This is a genomic window from Mycobacterium sp. 1165196.3, from assembly GCF_001673415.1.
GTDB classification, from domain to species: Bacteria; Actinomycetota; Actinomycetes; order Mycobacteriales; family Mycobacteriaceae; genus Mycobacterium; species Mycobacterium europaeum_A.
This window is the reverse complement of record NZ_LZLU01000269.1, coordinates 38,249-53,792: the sequence shown is the minus strand read 5'-3', so window position 1 is coordinate 53,792 and position 15,544 is coordinate 38,249. Positions and strand designations below refer to the sequence as shown.

16 protein-coding genes and 1 tRNA gene are annotated in these 15,544 nt (G+C 67.6%); 11 read left to right on the top strand and 6 right to left on the bottom strand.

Annotated elements, in window-relative coordinates; all coding sequences use genetic code 11:
* The 3 genes from A5659_RS25930 to A5659_RS25920 all read left to right on the top strand — a co-directional run bounded on the left by A5659_RS25930 (position 1) and on the right by A5659_RS25920 (position 3,730).
* On the top strand, positions 1 to 1,569 hold the full coding sequence (locus tag A5659_RS25930; protein ID WP_067185253.1) for a HAMP domain-containing sensor histidine kinase: 1,569 nt from the start codon (positions 1 to 3) through the stop codon (positions 1,567 to 1,569).
* A 71-nt stretch (positions 1,570 to 1,640) separates the two neighbouring features.
* Positions 1,641 to 3,173, top strand: a complete 1,533-nt coding sequence (locus tag A5659_RS25925; RefSeq protein ID WP_067185249.1) for a S1C family serine protease — start codon at positions 1,641 to 1,643, stop codon at positions 3,171 to 3,173.
* Positions 3,174 to 3,232: 59 nt separating this feature from the next.
* Positions 3,233 to 3,730, top strand: a complete 498-nt coding sequence (locus tag A5659_RS25920; RefSeq protein WP_044487196.1) for a molybdenum cofactor biosynthesis protein B — start codon at positions 3,233 to 3,235, stop codon at positions 3,728 to 3,730.
* 34 nt (positions 3,731 to 3,764) lie between these two features.
* On the opposite strand, the gene mscL is transcribed toward A5659_RS25920, so the two are convergent.
* The 4 genes from mscL to A5659_RS25900 all read right to left on the bottom strand — a co-directional run bounded on the left by mscL (position 3,765) and on the right by A5659_RS25900 (position 6,061).
* Positions 3,765 to 4,223 carry a large-conductance mechanosensitive channel protein MscL gene (gene mscL / locus A5659_RS25915; RefSeq protein WP_066871946.1) on the bottom strand — a complete coding sequence of 153 codons (459 nt, stop codon included), beginning with the start codon at positions 4,221 to 4,223 and terminating at the stop codon, positions 3,765 to 3,767.
* 66 nt (positions 4,224 to 4,289) lie between these two features.
* Positions 4,290 to 4,970: an SAF domain-containing protein gene (locus A5659_RS25910; protein ID WP_067140216.1), complete on the bottom strand. Its 681-nt coding sequence runs from the start codon at positions 4,968 to 4,970 to the stop codon at positions 4,290 to 4,292.
* Positions 4,971 to 5,034: 64 nt separating this feature from the next.
* Positions 5,035 to 5,373 carry an FmdB family zinc ribbon protein gene (locus A5659_RS27505; RefSeq protein ID WP_082976187.1) on the bottom strand — a complete coding sequence of 113 codons (339 nt, stop codon included), beginning with the start codon at positions 5,371 to 5,373 and terminating at the stop codon, positions 5,035 to 5,037.
* Positions 5,374 to 5,461: 88 nt separating this feature from the next.
* Positions 5,462 to 6,061 carry a 5-formyltetrahydrofolate cyclo-ligase gene (locus A5659_RS25900; protein ID WP_067020403.1) on the bottom strand — a complete coding sequence of 200 codons (600 nt, stop codon included), beginning with the start codon at positions 6,059 to 6,061 and terminating at the stop codon, positions 5,462 to 5,464.
* Between the two features lie 76 nt (positions 6,062 to 6,137).
* Between A5659_RS25900 and A5659_RS25895 the strand changes: the two genes are divergently transcribed.
* The 5 genes from A5659_RS25895 to A5659_RS25875 all read left to right on the top strand — a co-directional run bounded on the left by A5659_RS25895 (position 6,138) and on the right by A5659_RS25875 (position 10,556).
* Entirely contained in the window at positions 6,138 to 7,049 is a 912-nt protein-coding gene (locus A5659_RS25895) for a UTP--glucose-1-phosphate uridylyltransferase (RefSeq protein ID WP_066877816.1), read from the top strand.
* 134 nt (positions 7,050 to 7,183) lie between these two features.
* Positions 7,184 to 8,473 (top strand): gephyrin-like molybdotransferase Glp, encoded by a 1,290-nt coding sequence (glp, locus tag A5659_RS25890; RefSeq protein WP_066871932.1) that lies wholly within the window; start codon positions 7,184 to 7,186, stop codon positions 8,471 to 8,473.
* Between the two features lie 20 nt (positions 8,474 to 8,493).
* Positions 8,494 to 9,147 carry a GNAT family N-acetyltransferase gene (locus A5659_RS25885; RefSeq protein ID WP_197498223.1) on the top strand — a complete coding sequence of 218 codons (654 nt, stop codon included), beginning with the start codon at positions 8,494 to 8,496 and terminating at the stop codon, positions 9,145 to 9,147.
* A gap of 223 nt (positions 9,148 to 9,370) precedes the next feature.
* The gene (gene glpR / locus A5659_RS25880) at positions 9,371 to 10,432 is read left to right on the top strand and encodes a gephyrin-like molybdotransferase receptor GlpR (RefSeq protein ID WP_067185242.1); all 1,062 of its coding nucleotides are present in this window, start codon (positions 9,371 to 9,373) and stop codon (positions 10,430 to 10,432) included.
* A gap of 51 nt (positions 10,433 to 10,483) precedes the next feature.
* Positions 10,484 to 10,556 (top strand) — tRNA-Ala (locus A5659_RS25875).
* Positions 10,557 to 10,719: 163 nt separating this feature from the next.
* On the opposite strand, the gene A5659_RS25870 is transcribed toward A5659_RS25875, so the two are convergent.
* Positions 10,720 to 11,322, bottom strand: a complete 603-nt coding sequence (locus A5659_RS25870) for a TetR/AcrR family transcriptional regulator (protein WP_067140194.1) — start codon at positions 11,320 to 11,322, stop codon at positions 10,720 to 10,722.
* Between the two features lie 189 nt (positions 11,323 to 11,511).
* On the opposite strand from A5659_RS25870, the gene A5659_RS25865 reads away from it, so the two are divergent.
* Together A5659_RS25865 and A5659_RS25860 are read left to right on the top strand one after the other, a co-directional pair.
* A complete protein-coding gene (locus A5659_RS25865) occupies positions 11,512 to 12,273 on the top strand; it encodes a hypothetical protein (RefSeq protein ID WP_066871922.1) in 762 nt (253 codons plus the stop codon).
* Positions 12,274 to 12,386: 113 nt separating this feature from the next.
* A complete protein-coding gene (locus tag A5659_RS25860; RefSeq protein ID WP_067140191.1) occupies positions 12,387 to 13,196 on the top strand; it encodes a DUF1906 domain-containing protein in 810 nt (269 codons plus the stop codon).
* 411 nt (positions 13,197 to 13,607) lie between these two features.
* On the opposite strand, the gene A5659_RS25855 is transcribed toward A5659_RS25860, so the two are convergent.
* Positions 13,608 to 14,216, bottom strand: a complete 609-nt coding sequence (locus A5659_RS25855) for a TetR/AcrR family transcriptional regulator (RefSeq protein ID WP_067140225.1) — start codon at positions 14,214 to 14,216, stop codon at positions 13,608 to 13,610.
* Positions 14,217 to 14,274: 58 nt separating this feature from the next.
* Here A5659_RS25855 and A5659_RS25850 point away from each other — a divergent pair, with 58 nt between their 5' ends.
* On the top strand, positions 14,275 to 15,477 hold the full coding sequence (locus tag A5659_RS25850) for an aromatic ring-hydroxylating dioxygenase subunit alpha (protein ID WP_067185238.1): 1,203 nt from the start codon (positions 14,275 to 14,277) through the stop codon (positions 15,475 to 15,477).
* The last annotated feature ends 67 nt before the right edge of the window (positions 15,478 to 15,544 follow it).

Here is a 15,544-nt window from a genome sequence, read left to right as displayed (position 1 = left end):
ATGATCCGGTTCCCCCGGCCCCAGCGTCCGCCGCTGCGCCCGCCGTTGCGCGCGACACCCTCATTGTCGCTGCGGTGGCGGGTGATGCTGCTGGCAATGTCGATGGTGGCCATGGTGGTGGTGCTGATGGCCTTCGCCGTCTACGCCGTGATCTCCGCCGCGCTGTACAGCGACATCGACAACCAACTGCAGAGCCGCGCACAGCTGTTGATCGCCAGCGGCTCGCTGGCCGCCGACCCGGGCAAAGCCATCGAGGGCACCGCCTACTCCGACGTCAACGCGATGCTGGTGAACCCGGGGCACGCGATCTACACCGCCCAGCAGCCGGGCCAGACCCTACCGGTGGGCGCGCCGGAGAAGGCGGTCATCCACGGCGATCTGTTCATGTCGCGGCGCACCGCCGGTGACCAACGGATCCTGGCCGTGCACCTACAGAACGGCACGTCGCTGCTGATCTCCAAGAGCCTCAAGCCCACCGAAGCGGTGATGAACAGGCTGCGCTGGGTGCTGCTGATCGTCGGTGGGGTCGGGGTGGCGGTCGCGGCCGTGGCGGGCGGCATGGTCACCCGGGCCGGGCTGCGCCCGGTGGCACGCCTGACCGAGGCGGCCGAGCGGGTGGCGCGTACCGATGACCTCAGGCCCATCCCCGTGTTCGGCAGCGACGAATTGGCCAGGCTCACCGAGTCGTTCAACCTGATGCTGCGCGCACTCGCCGAGTCCCGGGAGCGGCAGGCTCGGCTGGTCACCGACGCCGGCCACGAGTTGCGCACCCCGCTGACCTCCCTGCGCACCAACGTCGAGTTGCTGATGGCGTCGATGGAGCCGGGAGCGCCGCGCCTGCCCGAGCAGGAGATGGTGGATCTGCGCGCCGATGTCGTCGCGCAGATCGAGGAATTGTCCACGCTGGTAGGCGATTTGGTGGATCTGACCCGTGACGACGCCGGCCAGGTGGTGCACGAGCCCGTCGACATGGCCGAGGTGGTCGATCGCAGCCTGGAGCGAGTCAGGCGGCGGCGCAACGACATTCACTTCGACGTCGACGTCACACCCTGGCAGATGTACGGCGACGCCGCCGGGCTGTCGCGTGCCGTGCTGAACCTGCTGGACAACGCCGCCAAGTGGAGCCCGCCCGGGGGCCATGTCGGTGTCACCATGCGCCAGCTCGATCCGTCGCACGCGGAGCTGGTGATCGCCGATCACGGCCCCGGCATTCCGCCGCAGGAGCGCCGGCTGGTGTTCGAACGGTTCTACCGGTCGACGACGGCGCGGGCGATGCCCGGCTCCGGGCTCGGGCTGGCGATCGTCAAGAAGGTCGTGCTCAACCACGGCGGACTGCTACGCGTCGAGGACACCGTTCCGGGCGGCCAACCCCCGGGTACCTCCTTCTATGTGCTGCTGCCCGGCCGGCCCATGGCCGCCTCGACGTACTCCACCGCCGCCGGCGAGCCGCAGACCGACCAGGTAGACGCCGCGGCCGACCACGCCACGGCGCCGGGTGGCGACCAGGCGAACTCTCGGGAATCGGCGAACGTAATCTCAGTGGACTCTCAGTCCGCGCGGGCAAGGTAGGTCTGCGGCTACTGTTGAACCAGCCGTCGACTTGCCGAAACACTGAGATAGAGGAAGAGCGACTTAGCGACATGACGAATGACCCGAGGTATTCGCCACCGCCGCAGCAGCCGGGATACCCGCCCGCGCCGAATCAGCCTGCGCCCGTCCCGAGCCATGCGGGGTCCTCCGGCTATGCCCCGGGACAACAGCAGCCGTACAACCAGCAGTACGACTGGCGCTATCGGTCGCAGCCCTCATCGTCGCCGACGACGCAGTTCCGTCCGCCTTACGAGCCCTTCAGCAACACCGGTCCGGGCCGGATTCCCGGCGGAACCGGGGTGGGCCCGATTCCGGGCGGCACCGGCAGCGGCCCGATTCCCGGCATGCTGCCCGGGATGCCCGGCCCGCCGGAACCCCAAAAGCGTTCTCGCACAGGACTATTGGTGGTCGGTGCGTTGGCCATCGCGGTGGTGTCGGCCGGTATCGGCGGTGCCGCCGCGACGGCCGTCGAGCTCGGCACCCACACCACGGGGAACGGCGGCGGCCGCGTCATCGGGGCGGCGCCCAGCGTCCCGGCCGCCAACATGCCACCGGGCAGCGTCGAGGGAGTCGCCTCCAAGGTGGTGCCCAGCGTCGTCATGCTCGAGACCGACATCGGGCGACAGTCCGAGGAGGGCTCGGGCATCATCCTGTCCACCGACGGGCTCATCCTGACCAACAACCACGTGATCGCCGCCGCGGCGGGACCGCCCAAGGGTCCCGCCGCCCCGCCGGGAGCTCCGCCTGGGGCCCCCGTGCCGCCGAGCCCGCCGGGCGGACCGGGCGGCCCGGGCGGCGGCGGTGCCGGCGCGCCGACGGCGAAGACCACGGTGACCTTCTCTGACGGTCGCACTGCACCATTCACGGTGGTCGGCGCCGACCCCACCAGCGACATCGCCGTCATACGCGTGCAGGGCATGTCCGGGCTCACGCCCATCTCGCTGGGCTCCTCGTCGGACCTGCGCGTCGGCCAGCCCGTCGTCGCGATCGGCTCGCCGCTGGGCCTGTCGGGCACCGTGACCACCGGCATCGTCAGCGCGCTGAACCGGCCGGTGTCCACCACCGGTGAGTCGGGCAACCAGAACACCGTGCTGGACGCGATCCAGACCGACGCCGCGATCAACCCCGGTAACTCCGGGGGCGCCCTGGTCAACATGAACGGCCAACTGGTGGGCGTCAACTCGGCCATCGCCACCCTGGGCGCCGACTCGCCGGACGCCCAGAGCGGGTCGATCGGTCTGGGCTTCGCGATCCCGGTCGACCAGGCCAAGCGCATCGCCGACGAACTGATCGCCACCGGCAAGGCATCACACGCCTCGCTCGGCGTTCAGGTGACCAACGACAAGGGCACCCCCGGCGCCAAGGTGGTCGACGTCGTCGCGGGTGGTGCGGCCGCATCGGCCGGCGTCCCCAAGAACGTCGTCGTCACGAAGGTCGACGACCGGCCGATCAACAGCGCCGACGCGCTGGTCGCGGCCGTGCGGTCCAAAGCACCCGGCGACAAGATAACGCTGACATTCCAGGATGCCGCCGGTGGCGGCAGCCGCACCGTGCCGGTCACCCTCGGGAAGGCGGATCAGTAGTGAGAGTGGACGAACCCTCGGCGACGGGATTGTCTGAGCTCGGATATACGGTTGCACCCATGGAAACGGGTGCGGAATTGGTAGTTGGCCGGGCTCTGGTTGTGGTGGTCGACGATCGCACCGCGCACGGGGACGAGGACCATAGCGGTCCGCTGGTGACCGAGCTGTTGACGGAGGCGGGCTTCGTCGTCGACGGTGTGGTCGCGGTCGCCGCGGACGAGATCGAGATCCGCAACGCGCTGAACACCGCGGTGATCGGCGGGGTGGACCTGGTGGTCTCGGTCGGCGGGACGGGCGTCACCCCGCGCGACGTCACCCCGGAGGCCACCCGCGAGATCCTGGATCGCGAAATCCTCGGCATCGCCGAGGCCATCCGCGGCTCGGGGCTGTCGGCGGGGATCATCGACGCCGGCTTGTCCCGCGGTCTGGCCGGGGTGTCCGGCAGCACGCTGGTGGTCAACCTGGCCGGGTCCCGCTATGCGGTGCGCGACGGGATGGCGACGCTGAATCCGTTGGCGGCCCAGATCATCGGGCAGTTGTCGAGCCTGGAGATTTAAACCCGGGTCGCGGGCCAAGCCCCGAATTGGCGGGCTATTTCGATTCGGCTTCCGCGCGGGGTCCGTACTCCGGTGGGGGCGTGGTGGCCACACTGCCGTGCTTGCCCGACGAATCGCCGTTGGTCTGCGCGAGTAGGTCCCGGATCTCCTTGAGCAGCACGACCTGCGCGTCGTCGGCCGGCTCGACCTCGCCCCGCTTGCGTAGCGTCGTGTAGGGCAACACGACCAGGAAGTACACCACCGCGGCGATGATCACGAAGTTGATGGCGGCTGACAGCACGTTGTTCAGGTCAATGGTCTGACCGCCGCCGATGCTGATGCGCAGGATGCCGATATCGGACTTCTGGTTGACGCCGATGCGGTTGATCAACGGCTTGATGATGCTGTCGGTGAATGTGGTGACCAGGGCGGTGAAAGCAGTACCGATGACGACCGCGGTGGACAGGTCGATGATGTTGCCCCGCGAGAGAAACTCCTTGAACCCTTTGAGCATTGGGATGGCCTTTCTGGGACTGGACAGAGTTTGCCGTCGGCCAGCAGACGAACAACGGCCAGGCACTCAGTGCAGGGTGAGCGTCACGGTCTGGCCCAGCGCCGACCCTGCCACCGTGTTCGCCACACGAGCCGGCAGCGCAACCAACACTACGCGGTCGCTATCGGCGGCCTGAGCCTTTTCTTTGGCCGATACCAGCACCACCACGGCGTCGGTGGCCACCACCTTCGGGGCCGCGTGCGAATTGTCCGGCGCACCGCTGGCCGGCGCCGCCAGCACGTCGACCACGTCGCCTACCCGCACCAGGTCGATCAGGGCGCCGTCCGCCAGATGCAGCGGCACGATGCGGGCATCCGGGCCCGCCTTCGACCCGATGGCGGCCTCCGCCAACCGGCTGCCCAGCAGCCGGACGTCGGTGAGCACCTCACCGCGGCGCGCCGGGCCGGCCAGCGTCGACCCCACCACCGTATCCAGGTCGGCTCGTGCCCCGTCGGGAACCGTTGCGGCCAAACGCTTTTCGAGCCGAACGTCGGCGGGGGTCAGCGCGGCGCCGGGCCGTAGGTCGTGGTCGGCGACCACCACCTGCGCATAGTCATCGGCGGGGTTGGACCGCAGCGTGGCGATTCCGGCCAGCACGACGAGCCCGCCCGCGGCGACGCGGCGCGCCAGCACGGTACGAGTCCAGTCCGGGCGCAGCCATAGCGACAGCCGACTCAAAGGGCTTGGGTTCAGCGATGATTCGCCCACGCCGCAACGGTAGGCGCAACCCGGTGGACAGGCCGCCCGCCGGCATCGCCGGTGTGGATAACCGTCAGTTGGTCGCGGCGGCGGAAGTCGCGGAGCTGCTCGACTTGTCGCTCGAGCTGGACTTCTCACTGGAGCTGGAGCCGGACTTTTCGCTGGAGCTCGAGGAGCTCGACCCGGAATCACTCGACGAGGAGCCGTTGGTCGAACTCGGCGACTTCTTGCCGGACTCGCGGCTGTCGGTGCGGTAGAAGCCGCTGCCCTTGAACACCACGCCGACGGAGTTGAAGCGCTTGCGCAGCCGCCCGGAGCAGCGTTTGCAGGTGGTCAGCGCGTCGTCGGTGAAGGCCTGCACGATGTCGAAGCGATCGTCGCACTCGGTGCACTGATAGCTGTAAGTCGGCACGAAAACCTCCGGGTGATTGCAAACCTGGTTAGCACTCTAGCGTCTCAAGTGCTAGAACCGCCACGTGACATGTCTCATTCCCGACATGTCAGCGCCCGACGAGCTCGACCAATCCCTGCCGGGGCGTGAGCGCATGGGTCATGGGGACGTCGTGCGGATCGGCCGGTAGCTCGTCGAGCAGTTCGGCGTCGCGGACGACCGCGATCAGCCGCGCCTGCGGGTCGCGCCCGCCCAGCGAGCGGTCGTAGAAACCCCGGCCCCGCCCCAGCCGCACCCCGCGGCGGTCCACCGCCAGCGCCGGGACCAGCACCACCGCGGCTTCGGCCAGGGCCGACGGCGGCAGCCACGGTTGCGGCGGTTCCAGCAATCCCCAGCGCCCGGTGGTCAGCGTGCCGGGCCGGTATTCGCCCCAGGACAACGGCGTGGGCGTGTTGTCCGCGGTGGTGCGCGCGACCGGCAGCAGCACCCGTGCGGTGCGCCGCAGCAACGCGTCCAGCATCGCGGCCGAGCCCGGCTCGGTGCCCACCGGAACGTAGGCGCACACGGTGCTGCCGCTGGTCACAACGCTTTCGGAGGCTTCCAGCCGCTCGCACAGGTGCTGGGCCTCGGCGGCGCGAACGTCGTCGGCAACCCGGCGCCGGGCGGCAAGCAGCTGGTCACGCAGTGCGGCTTTGCTGGCGGTCGCCATGGCTCAACGATGACAGCCAGGTGTTTCCCCGCGCCACATCGACTCGGCATAGTGGATGCGGGTTATCGTGTGAACAATGTCAAGCCCAAACGTGGTGGTGCCACGCACTGCGGTCGTGCCCGCCGCCGGTCTCGGGACGCGCTTCTTGCCGGCGACCAAAACGGTCCCCAAGGAGCTGTTGCCGGTCGTCGATACGCCGGGCATCGAGCTGGTTGCCGCCGAGGCGGCCGAGGCCGGTGCCGAGCGCCTGGTGATCATCACCTCGGAGGGCAAGGACGGCGTCGTCGCGCACTTCGTCGAGGACCTCGTGCTGGAGAGCACGCTGGAGGAGCGCGGCAAGACCGCGATGCTGGACAAGGTCCGGCGCGCCCCGCAGCTGATCAAGGTCGAGTCCGTGGTGCAGAGCGAGCCGCTGGGCCTGGGGCACGCGATCGGCTGCGTCGAGTCGCGGCTGGCCGACGACGAGGACGCCGTGGCGGTGCTGCTGCCCGACGACCTGGTGCTGCCCACCGGTGTGCTCGGGACGATGTCGAAGGTGCGGGCGCACTACGGCGGCACGGTGTTGTGTGCCATCGAGGTAACGCCCGAAGAGGTCAGCGCCTACGGGGTTTTCGACGTCGAGCCGATCCCCGACGACGACAACCCGGACGTGCTCAGGGTCAACGGCATGGTCGAGAAGCCGAGGGCGCAGGACGCCCCGTCGCTGTTCGCCGCGGCCGGTCGCTACGTGCTCGACCGGGCCATCTTCGATGCGTTGCGCCGCATCGAGCGTGGGGCGGGCGGCGAGGTACAGCTCACCGACGGCATCGCGTTGCTGATAGCGGAGGGCCATCCGGTGCACGTGGTCGTGCATCGCGGATCTCGACACGACTTGGGAAATCCTGGCGGCTACCTCAAGGCTGCGGTTGACTTTGCATTGGATCGTGACGACTACGGCCCGGATTTGCGGCAGTGGTTGGTGGCGCGATTGGGCCTGGCCGAGCAGTAGCCCGGCGGTGACCCGGCTGGCGGACGACGGCGGGCCGGGAACGCGTAGCGGTCCCGGGCGGGGATGACCCGCCTGCGCAGTGAGCGGGTCGCCTACGGCGGCGCCCGCCGGGTTTGAGGGCAGAGAGGCGCGCTGTGCGTTCGGTGGAAGAGCAGCAGGCCCGGATCACCGCGGCCGCGGTGGCCCCGCGACCGATACGTGTGGCGATCGCCGAGGCACAGGGACTGATGTGCGCCGAGGAAGTGGTGACGGAGCGCCCGATGCCCGGCTTCGATCAGGCCGCGATCGACGGCTATGCGGTGCGCAGCGTGGACGTCCTCGGCGTGGGCGAGGTGGGCAGCGACAGCCTTCCCGAGCCGTTCGATGACTCCGGCGAGAACGACCGCCGCGAGGGCCTGGTGCTGCCGGTGATGGGCACCGTCGAGGCCGGCTCGCGTACCCCCAGCCGGCTGCAGCCGCGCCAGGCCGTGCGCGTGCAAACCGGGGCCCCGCTGCCCACGTTGGCCGACGCGGTGCTGCCGTTGCGGTGGACCGACGGCGGGACGCAGCGGGTGCGGATCCTGCGGGGCGCCCCGTCGGGCGCCTACGTGCGCCGCGCCGGCGACGACGTCCAGCCCGGCGACGTCGCGGTGCGCTCCGGGACGGTGATCGGTGCGGCGCAGGTCGGGCTGCTGGCCGCGGTCGGCCGCGAACGGGTGCTGGTCCACCCGCGCCCGCGGGTGACGATCATGGCGCTGGGTGGCGAGCTGGTCGACATCTCGCGCACCCCGGGCAACGGGCAGGTCTATGACGTCAACTCCTATGCGCTGGCGGCTGCGGCCCGCGACGCCGGTGCGGAGGTCAACCGCGTCGGTATCGTCGGCGGCGGCCCCCGCGAGCTCCGCGAGATCGTCGAGGGCCAGATCAACCGGGCCGAGGTGATCGTGATCGCCGGCGCGGTCGGGGGCGCCGCGGCCGAGGCGGTGCGGCGGGTCCTGTCCGAGCTCGGCGAGATCGAGGTCGTGCGGGTGGCCATGCATCCGGGCTCCATCCAGGGTTTCGGGCAGCTTGGCCGGGAGGGCGTCCCGACGTTCCTGTTGCCGGCCAACCCGGTGAGCGCGCTGGTGGTGTTCGAGGTGATGGTCCGTCCGCTGATCCGGCTGTCGCTGGGCAAGCGTCAGCCGATGCGCCGGATCGTGCAGGCGCGCACGCTGTCGCCCATTACGTCGGTGGCCGGGCGCAAGGGTTTCCTGCGCGGGCAGCTGATGCGCGACCAGGAGAGCGGGGAGTATCTGGTGCAGGCGCTCGGCGGCGCGCCCGGCGCCTCGTCGCACCTGCTGGCCACCCTCGCCGAAGCGAACTGTCTGGTGGTGGTGCCCAGCGGCGCCGAGCAGATTCGTACCGGCGAGATCGTCGACGTCGCCTTCCTGGCCCAGCGCGGCTGAGCGAAACGACTGCACGCACGGTGAACCTGTTGCGCTCCAATTCCCGCCATCCAGGATGGCCCATGAGCGTTGGGCCGCTCCGGGTTCCGGCCGGCGTCGTCCGGTTGCGGGCGGTGCGGCTGCGCGACGGCGCGCAGTGGAGCCGCATCCGGCTGACCGATCGTGCGCACCTGGAACCGTGGGAGCCCAGCTCCGAGGGCGACTGGACGGCCCGGCACGCGGTGGCCGCCTGGCCGGCGCTGTGTTCCGGGCTGCGCGCCGAGGCGCGGCAGGGCCGCATGCTGCCCTACGTCATCGAACTCGACGGCCGGTTCTGCGGCCAGCTGACCATCGGCAACGTCACCCACGGCGCGTTGCGGTCGGCGTGGATCGGCTACTGGGTGCCGCGGTCGGCCACCGGAGGCGGCGTGGCCACCGCGGCGCTGGCGCTGGGCCTCGACCACTGCTTCGGCCCGGTCATGCTGCATCGGGTGGAGGCCACCGTGCGTCCGGAAAACGCCGCCAGCCGGGCCGTGCTGGCAAAAGTGGGATTCCGCCAGGAGGGCCTGTTGCAGCGCTATCTGGAGGTCGACAAGGCGTGGCGCGATCACCTGCTGATGGCCATCACCGTCGAAGAGGTCAGCGGATCGGTGGCCTCGACGCTGGTCCGCGCCGGAAACGCCAGCTGGGTGTGACCGACTCTCGCTAGGTCGGCCGGCTTTCGTCGTCCGCTTCAGTGATCCGCGGCGGCTCGCCGGGAGTCCGGATCGTTGCCATTCTGGGACTAGCGCGACACGAGTGACTCGTGGTGCTTGTGAGAGGCAAATTACAGGTGTGTAATTGTCCTGGTCGTACGACCGGGCCGCGTTGGCCACCAGTGGCTTCGCGGGGGATGGACACCGAAGAGAGCAGGTCATCATGCCAAGCATCCCGCAGTCATTGTTGTGGATATCGCTCGTGGTGCTATGGCTGTTCGTCTTGGTGCCGATGCTCGTCAGCAAACGCGACGCGGTGCGGCGCACCAGCGACGTGGCCCTGGCGACCCGGGTGCTCAACGGCGGGGGCAACTCCCGGCTGGTCAAGCGCAGCGGCCCGGCCGCCGGTCACCGCAGCGATCCGAACTGGACGCCGCCGCAAGGCTCGACCGACCTCGACGACGAACACGACCTCGCCGACGATGACGACCACGAATCCGACGACGACCCCGAGACCGACGAGCTGAGCCGCCGGCGCCCGGTGGTGATGAGAATGGCCGTCGCCGAGGCAGGCGAGCCCTCCGAGCCCGACTACCTCGACGTCGACGTCGTCGAGGATTCCCACGTCCTTCCGGTAGGGGCCAGCGAGTCTGCCGGCGAGGCGGAGATCGCCGACACCGAGCCCGTCGAAGACGGCGAGGTCGACACCGAGGCCGTCGCCAAAACCGACGATGCCGACGAGGACGGCTACGAGTACGTCGAGGACTCGTCCGGCCTGGAGCCCGCCGCCGAGAGCGACGAGCCCGACGACTCCGACGCGCCGGCACCGCTGCCGCGCAACGCCTCGCGGCGGCGCCGGTTCGACAACAAGACCGCCGCCGCCGTCAGCGCCCGCAAGTACGCCTTCCGCAAGAAGGTCCTGATGGTGATGGCGGTCGTCCTGGTCGGCTCGGCCACCGCGGCCTTCAAGATCTCGCCGAGCGCCTGGTGGTTGTGCGGCACCGCCACCGCGATCACCCTGCTCTACCTGGGGTACCTGCGGCGCCAGACGCGCATCGAGGAGAAGGTGCGCCACCGGAGGATGAAGCGGATGGCGCGGGCGCGGCTCGGCGTGGAGAACGCTTACGACCGCGGCTACGACGTCGTCCCGTCGCGGCTGCGGCGCCCGGGCGCGGTGGTTCTGGAGATCGACGATGAGGACCCCGTGTTCGAGCACCTGGACTACGCGATGGCCATGCGGACCTTCGGTTGGCCCAGGGACTTGCCGCGCGCCGTCGGCGAGTAGTGCTGGCAGTTCGGTAGTTGGTGCCGCGACTGGTAGCCTGCTTAGCGATCAGGGGCTATGGCGCAGTTGGTAGCGCGACTCGTTCGCATCGAGTAGGTCAGGGGTTCGATTCCCCTTAGCTCCACAACGTTTGGCAGGTAACGGCTTGAGTGCTGTTAGCCGGCATCGGCGGCTGGAACGTGCCGCCGGTAGCGGTCTCGGCACACCAGAAATGTGACGGGTTGCAGCGGCTAGCCGACGCGGCGACGAAGCTCATCTTCCGCCGAGTGGTCGCCGGAACCAATGGCTTAGCCAAGTTCTTCGAGCAGTTTGACCATTGCCTTCTGGGCATCTTTGGTGGTTAGCGGAGGCGTGGCGAACATTTCGGCGAGCATCATCGCTACCGGTGTTGTCCACAGCAGCATGCCTAAAGCGATGGCATGTTCACGGTCGGCCACGGTGTTCAGACGGGCGACCAACGCCGCCAGGGCCGCACCGAGACGTTGCATCTGTTGTCCACCAAGACTGCCGCGCAGGTCCTTGGCCGCAATAAGAATCTCCAAGCCTGCCATGGCCTTTGGGTTGGCGAATGCGTCCCACGTTGCCCGCACCAAGTGTTCGGTGTCCATTGCCCGGTCAGGATCGGCCAGCACCTCAAGTGAGGCGACGAGGCGGTCAACGGCATCATCTATGACCGCTGTCAACAGGCCGTCGCGATCCCCGAAGTGATGCTGAATGACGCCCCAACTCACGCCGGCGCGTTCAATGATGTGCCGAGCACTAGCTGCGGAGAAGCCTTCTTCGCGAACGCAGCGAACCGTCTCGTCGATCAGCAGTTCTCGGGTCCGGTCGCCGCGCTGTTGTCGACCAGCGACCGGGCGACGCGGAGCGGTGCGTCTGCTCGCCGTCACAGCCGCAATCCGCCCTGCTCACCGGGTTGCTTCATCAAAATTAGCTTAAGGCACTCGTCGAAGTTCCCGGGTCGTCAGCACAGCGGGCGCTCGCTCTCGCGTTTACCGCTTAGCGACCCTTGCTACAAAAACATGGCGCGTGCCATGCTTTTGGCATGCAGCTAACCGTTCCCGCTGAAAGCCAACTCCATGACTGAGACGATCAGTGCCGACGACCGGCAGGTTTCCTCGGCGAAGCCCGGACTCTCGTCACTGCAAAAGTCGCTGTTCGGCGTTCTTGCGTTCTTCTTCGTCATCCACGTTGTGTTCTGGTACCTCGAATTTCATGCCGGGGTTTCCCACGTCGTCGCGTCGACCACGCTGGTCGCCTTCGTCGTGGGCTGTTTTGTGACCGCACTCGCGCTGCCGTGGCTACCGCTTCCCGGCCAACGTGACCGCACCAAGGCGGAACGGCTCAGTGCAATGGTCATCGTCTGGGTCTTTATTGCCCTGATCCCACGATTCATCTGGGAACTACCGTGGCTTTTGTTCTTCGACCAGATCAAGACCGGCGTCCACCACGGCGCGCTCTGGACGTACATGTGGTCGCCCATCCTGCTCGGCGGCGACGCCCGCTACCTCAACGGCGACCCGCTCATCGTCGTCCTTGAGTGGGTCGCCTTCTTCATCGGACTCTTCGAGGCGTATGCGATGGTCCAGTTCTTCCGCAACGGCAAGCGGTTTACCAACACCCAACTCTCTTTCATCATGGGCGGGATGATCGTCGAGGTGACGCTGCCAGCGGTCTACTTCGGGGTAGAGATAGCCAACAACCTGCAAAGCATGACCAGCCCAGTCGAGATGTGGATCAAGTTCGTAGTCCTGAACCTGTTGTGGTGCACCATGCCATTCGTCACCTATTTCTGGGGGGTTCGTAGGCTGGCCCACCAAAACCTCGCGGTGAAGTTCTAACCGTCGTCACCGCTTCAGCCGTTGACTCAGGTCGGTGAACCGTAAAGACCGATTTGATATCGAATACTTCACGTCACTTCTACTAGCAAAGTCCACAAATTTAACATCACGCGATGCAGGAATTGTCGGGAAATGTGCGCCTCCCGCGATCACGCACCATGCACCGGCGCGACGTATTCCGTTACGCCATCGCCATGTCTGTGCTGCCAGGGCTATATGCGGCATCGGCAAATGTCACCGTTCCTGCGACGGCTGCCGCCACTCCCAGATTGATCGACTTCGCCATGCGCCAAGTTCCAGCGGAGCAGATTCGAGCTGCCGGCTACTCGGGCGTCATCAATTACGTGTCGCTATCGCGTCCCGGCTCGTCCATGGGCGCCAAACCGATCACCCGGCGTTACGCCGAGCAGCTGACCGCTGCCGGGCTGATGATCGTCAGCAATTACCAGTACGGCAAGCCGGGCGGGACGGCGCCATCGGACTTCAGGCGCGGGTTCGAGGGCGGCGTCTCCGATGCGCGCACCGCCTGGGCGCTGCATTCCGCGGCTGGCGGCGGTCAGAGTGCCCCGATTTTCTTCAGCGTCGACGAGGACATAAACCGCGACACCTGGACCAATTTGGCGCTCAAATGGTTTCGCGGAATCAATTCGGTGCTGGGAGTACAGCGCACCGGAGTCTATGGCGGTAGCGATGTCTGCAAATGGGCCGCCGACGACGGCGTCATCGGAAATTCACGGACCCCCGGCCACCGGTGGGCGTGGCAAACGCGGTCCTGGTCCCACGGGCGCATCGAGCCCACCGCGGTTCTCTACCAACGCGTGGTGAGCACGGCGTCGAATCCGGGCCCGGTGGTGGGGGGACTCGAAGTGGACGTCAACGACGTCCTTGCCGAGGATTGCGGTCAGTGGAACCTGCATCCCTGAGCTTGGGGCCAATCGCCCTGAGGTGACCAACGCTATGGGGCTAAGGGGAATCGAACCCCTGACCTACTTGATGCGAACGAGTCAACGTGGGTGTTTGTAATCGCCTACCGTTCTGGCGGAGCGTGAACGTCGGAGCTAATGCGGTTGGGCGCGTTGATAGATGGCGAGGGCTGTCGGATCTACTGCGACGGACTACGGACGCAAAGTTCTCCAGAGCAAGAGTGGGCGCTGGGTTGCAAGGCGGCGAGTAAACACGACAGGGGCCACCCCCGCCCCCTCATTCCCTGCCGGACCGCACCGTCAAGCGGGCTTCCTGTCGGTTCAGCGTTCGAGGTGGTTCGCTCCGCTGACCCAAAAGAAGGGCGGGCCGCCTTCGCCGCCAAACGCGAATCGCAATTCACGGGCCGGTAATCAGCGCTCAACGGCGGCATGCGCGCGCACCGACGGCGCGATCCAGTCCGTCAAAAAGCGTCGTAGCTCCGGTCCGGTGCGCGTCGGCCGGCCGGGATCCACGATCAATGACTGCAGCATCCGCAGCATGACCTCGACCAGTTCGTCGAGCCTGCGTTCGACGAATCCCGCTGCGGCCCAATCGACATCGAATCGTTGCAGGATCGTTCGGCCGAACGAAATGGCCTGATCTGAGGTGACCCCCGCGGTGAACGCGCTGGCCTTGCCGGGCTGGAATACCAAACTCAGGTACTTGTCATGCGCGAGTTGCTCGAACGTGTAGGCGATGCCCTCGACCACCGCTTCGGTGGGATCGGTGATCGAACCCAGATGCGCCGCAAGGCGATCCAAGAACCCGTCGACGGACGCTAGCGCCGTGGCGCCCATCAGTGCCTCATGGGTGGGGAAGTACCGGTAGATCGTCTGCCGCGTCACGCCGAGCGTCGAGGCGACCTCGGAAACGCTCACGGTCCCGCGCGCGTCGATGGCCGCCCGCGTCGCCGTCAGGATGCGCGCGACGGCCTCGTCGTCGTCGGCCGGGATGTCACCCGACCAGCCATGCCGGCGCATTGCGTGATCGTCGCACACGCCGGCCCCGGGCCTTGACAATACAAACGATAGTGATTGTATGGTCCAAAGTGTTGGACCGAAGGAGGCCAGGGTGACGACGATCGACCGACCGGTGCCCGGCACCGACGCGACGCTGACGCGGCGCGGCCTGCGTCATGCCCTGGACAAGACGACCGACCTGGCCGAGCGCGAACTGCGGGTGCCGCTGCACTACTACCGCGATCCCAAGATCACCGAGATCGAGGAATCGCAGATCCTGCGCCGGGTGCCGCTGGCCATCGTCCCGTCGGCGCAGGTGCCGAACAAAAACGACTACGTGGTGCGCTCGGTGCTGGGGGATTCGCTGCTGGTCACCCGCGATCGCACCGGCGCCAGCCACGTGTTGCTCAACTACTGCCGGCACCGCGGCGCGATGCCGGCCTGCGGCTCGGGCAACGCCTCGCGGTTCGTCTGCCCGTATCACGCCTGGACCTACCGCAACACCGGCGAATTGTTAACCGTCCCGGGCAAGGCCGGCTTCGACTCGATGGACACCAAGGACTACGGCCTGGTGGAGCTGCCCTCCGAGGAGCGGTACGGCTTCATCTGGGCGGTGCTGACCGCCGACGCGACCATCGACCTCGACGCACACCTGGGCGAGTTCGGTGCCGAACTGGAGCTGTGGAACTACGCGGCCTACGGCTATCACACCCAGCGCGAATTCACCTCCGACGTGTCCTGGAAGGGCGCCCTGGAGGCGTTCGCCGAGGGCTACCACTTCCCGTACGTGCACGGCGAGAGCCTCATCGGGCAGAACACCCTGGCCAACACGATGGTCTACGACGAGTTCGGCAAGCATCACCGGATCGGCTTCCCGTTCACCTGGATCACCAACGCCGACACCGATTCCACGGCGTCACTGGACCCGGTGGCGAACATGGGAGTGATCTATTGGGTGTATCCGAACCTCATCCTGGCCAACAGCCCGGTGGGCGTGGAGATCATCGACATGTTGCCCGCCGGTGAGCCGACCCGCTGCACGGTCCGCCACAGTTGGATGGGCCGCATCCCGGCCACCAACGACGCGATGAGGGCCGCGTACGACGCGGTCTTCGAGGGCGTCCATGCGGCCGTGCGCGACGAGGACTTCGCGATGCTGCCGCAATGCGGCGAGGGCGTCCGGCACGGCCAGCACGACCACATGATCGTCGGGCGCAACGAAATCGCCGTACAACACATGATCAGGGTGTTCGCCCAGGAACTGGGCGTGGCGCTGAGCTGACATATTCGGGCTTTCGGCGTAGTCGCAGGCCGGGGCGGGTACTGATCCTCTGACCCCACGATGGAGA

Coding starts and splice junctions, on each gene's coding strand:
- A5659_RS25930 (WP_067185253.1), top strand. CDS start 1: ATGATCCGGTTCCCCCGGCCCCAGCGTCCGCCGCTGCGCCCGCCGTTG.
- A5659_RS25925 (WP_067185249.1), top strand. CDS start 1,641: ATGACGAATGACCCGAGGTATTCGCCACCGCCGCAGCAGCCGGGATAC.
- A5659_RS25920 (WP_044487196.1), top strand. CDS start 3,233: ATGGAAACGGGTGCGGAATTGGTAGTTGGCCGGGCTCTGGTTGTGGTG.
- mscL (WP_066871946.1), bottom strand. CDS start 4,223: ATGCTCAAAGGGTTCAAGGAGTTTCTCTCGCGGGGCAACATCATCGAC.
- A5659_RS25900 (WP_067020403.1), bottom strand. CDS start 6,061: ATGGCGACCGCCAGCAAAGCCGCACTGCGTGACCAGCTGCTTGCCGCC.
- A5659_RS25895 (WP_066877816.1), top strand. CDS start 6,138: ATGTCAAGCCCAAACGTGGTGGTGCCACGCACTGCGGTCGTGCCCGCC.
- glpR (WP_067185242.1), top strand. CDS start 9,371: ATGCCAAGCATCCCGCAGTCATTGTTGTGGATATCGCTCGTGGTGCTA.
- A5659_RS25865 (WP_066871922.1), top strand. CDS start 11,512: ATGACTGAGACGATCAGTGCCGACGACCGGCAGGTTTCCTCGGCGAAG.
- A5659_RS25860 (WP_067140191.1), top strand. CDS start 12,387: ATGCAGGAATTGTCGGGAAATGTGCGCCTCCCGCGATCACGCACCATG.
- A5659_RS25855 (WP_067140225.1), bottom strand. CDS start 14,216: ATGCGCCGGCATGGCTGGTCGGGTGACATCCCGGCCGACGACGACGAG.
- A5659_RS25850 (WP_067185238.1), top strand. CDS start 14,275: ATGGTCCAAAGTGTTGGACCGAAGGAGGCCAGGGTGACGACGATCGAC.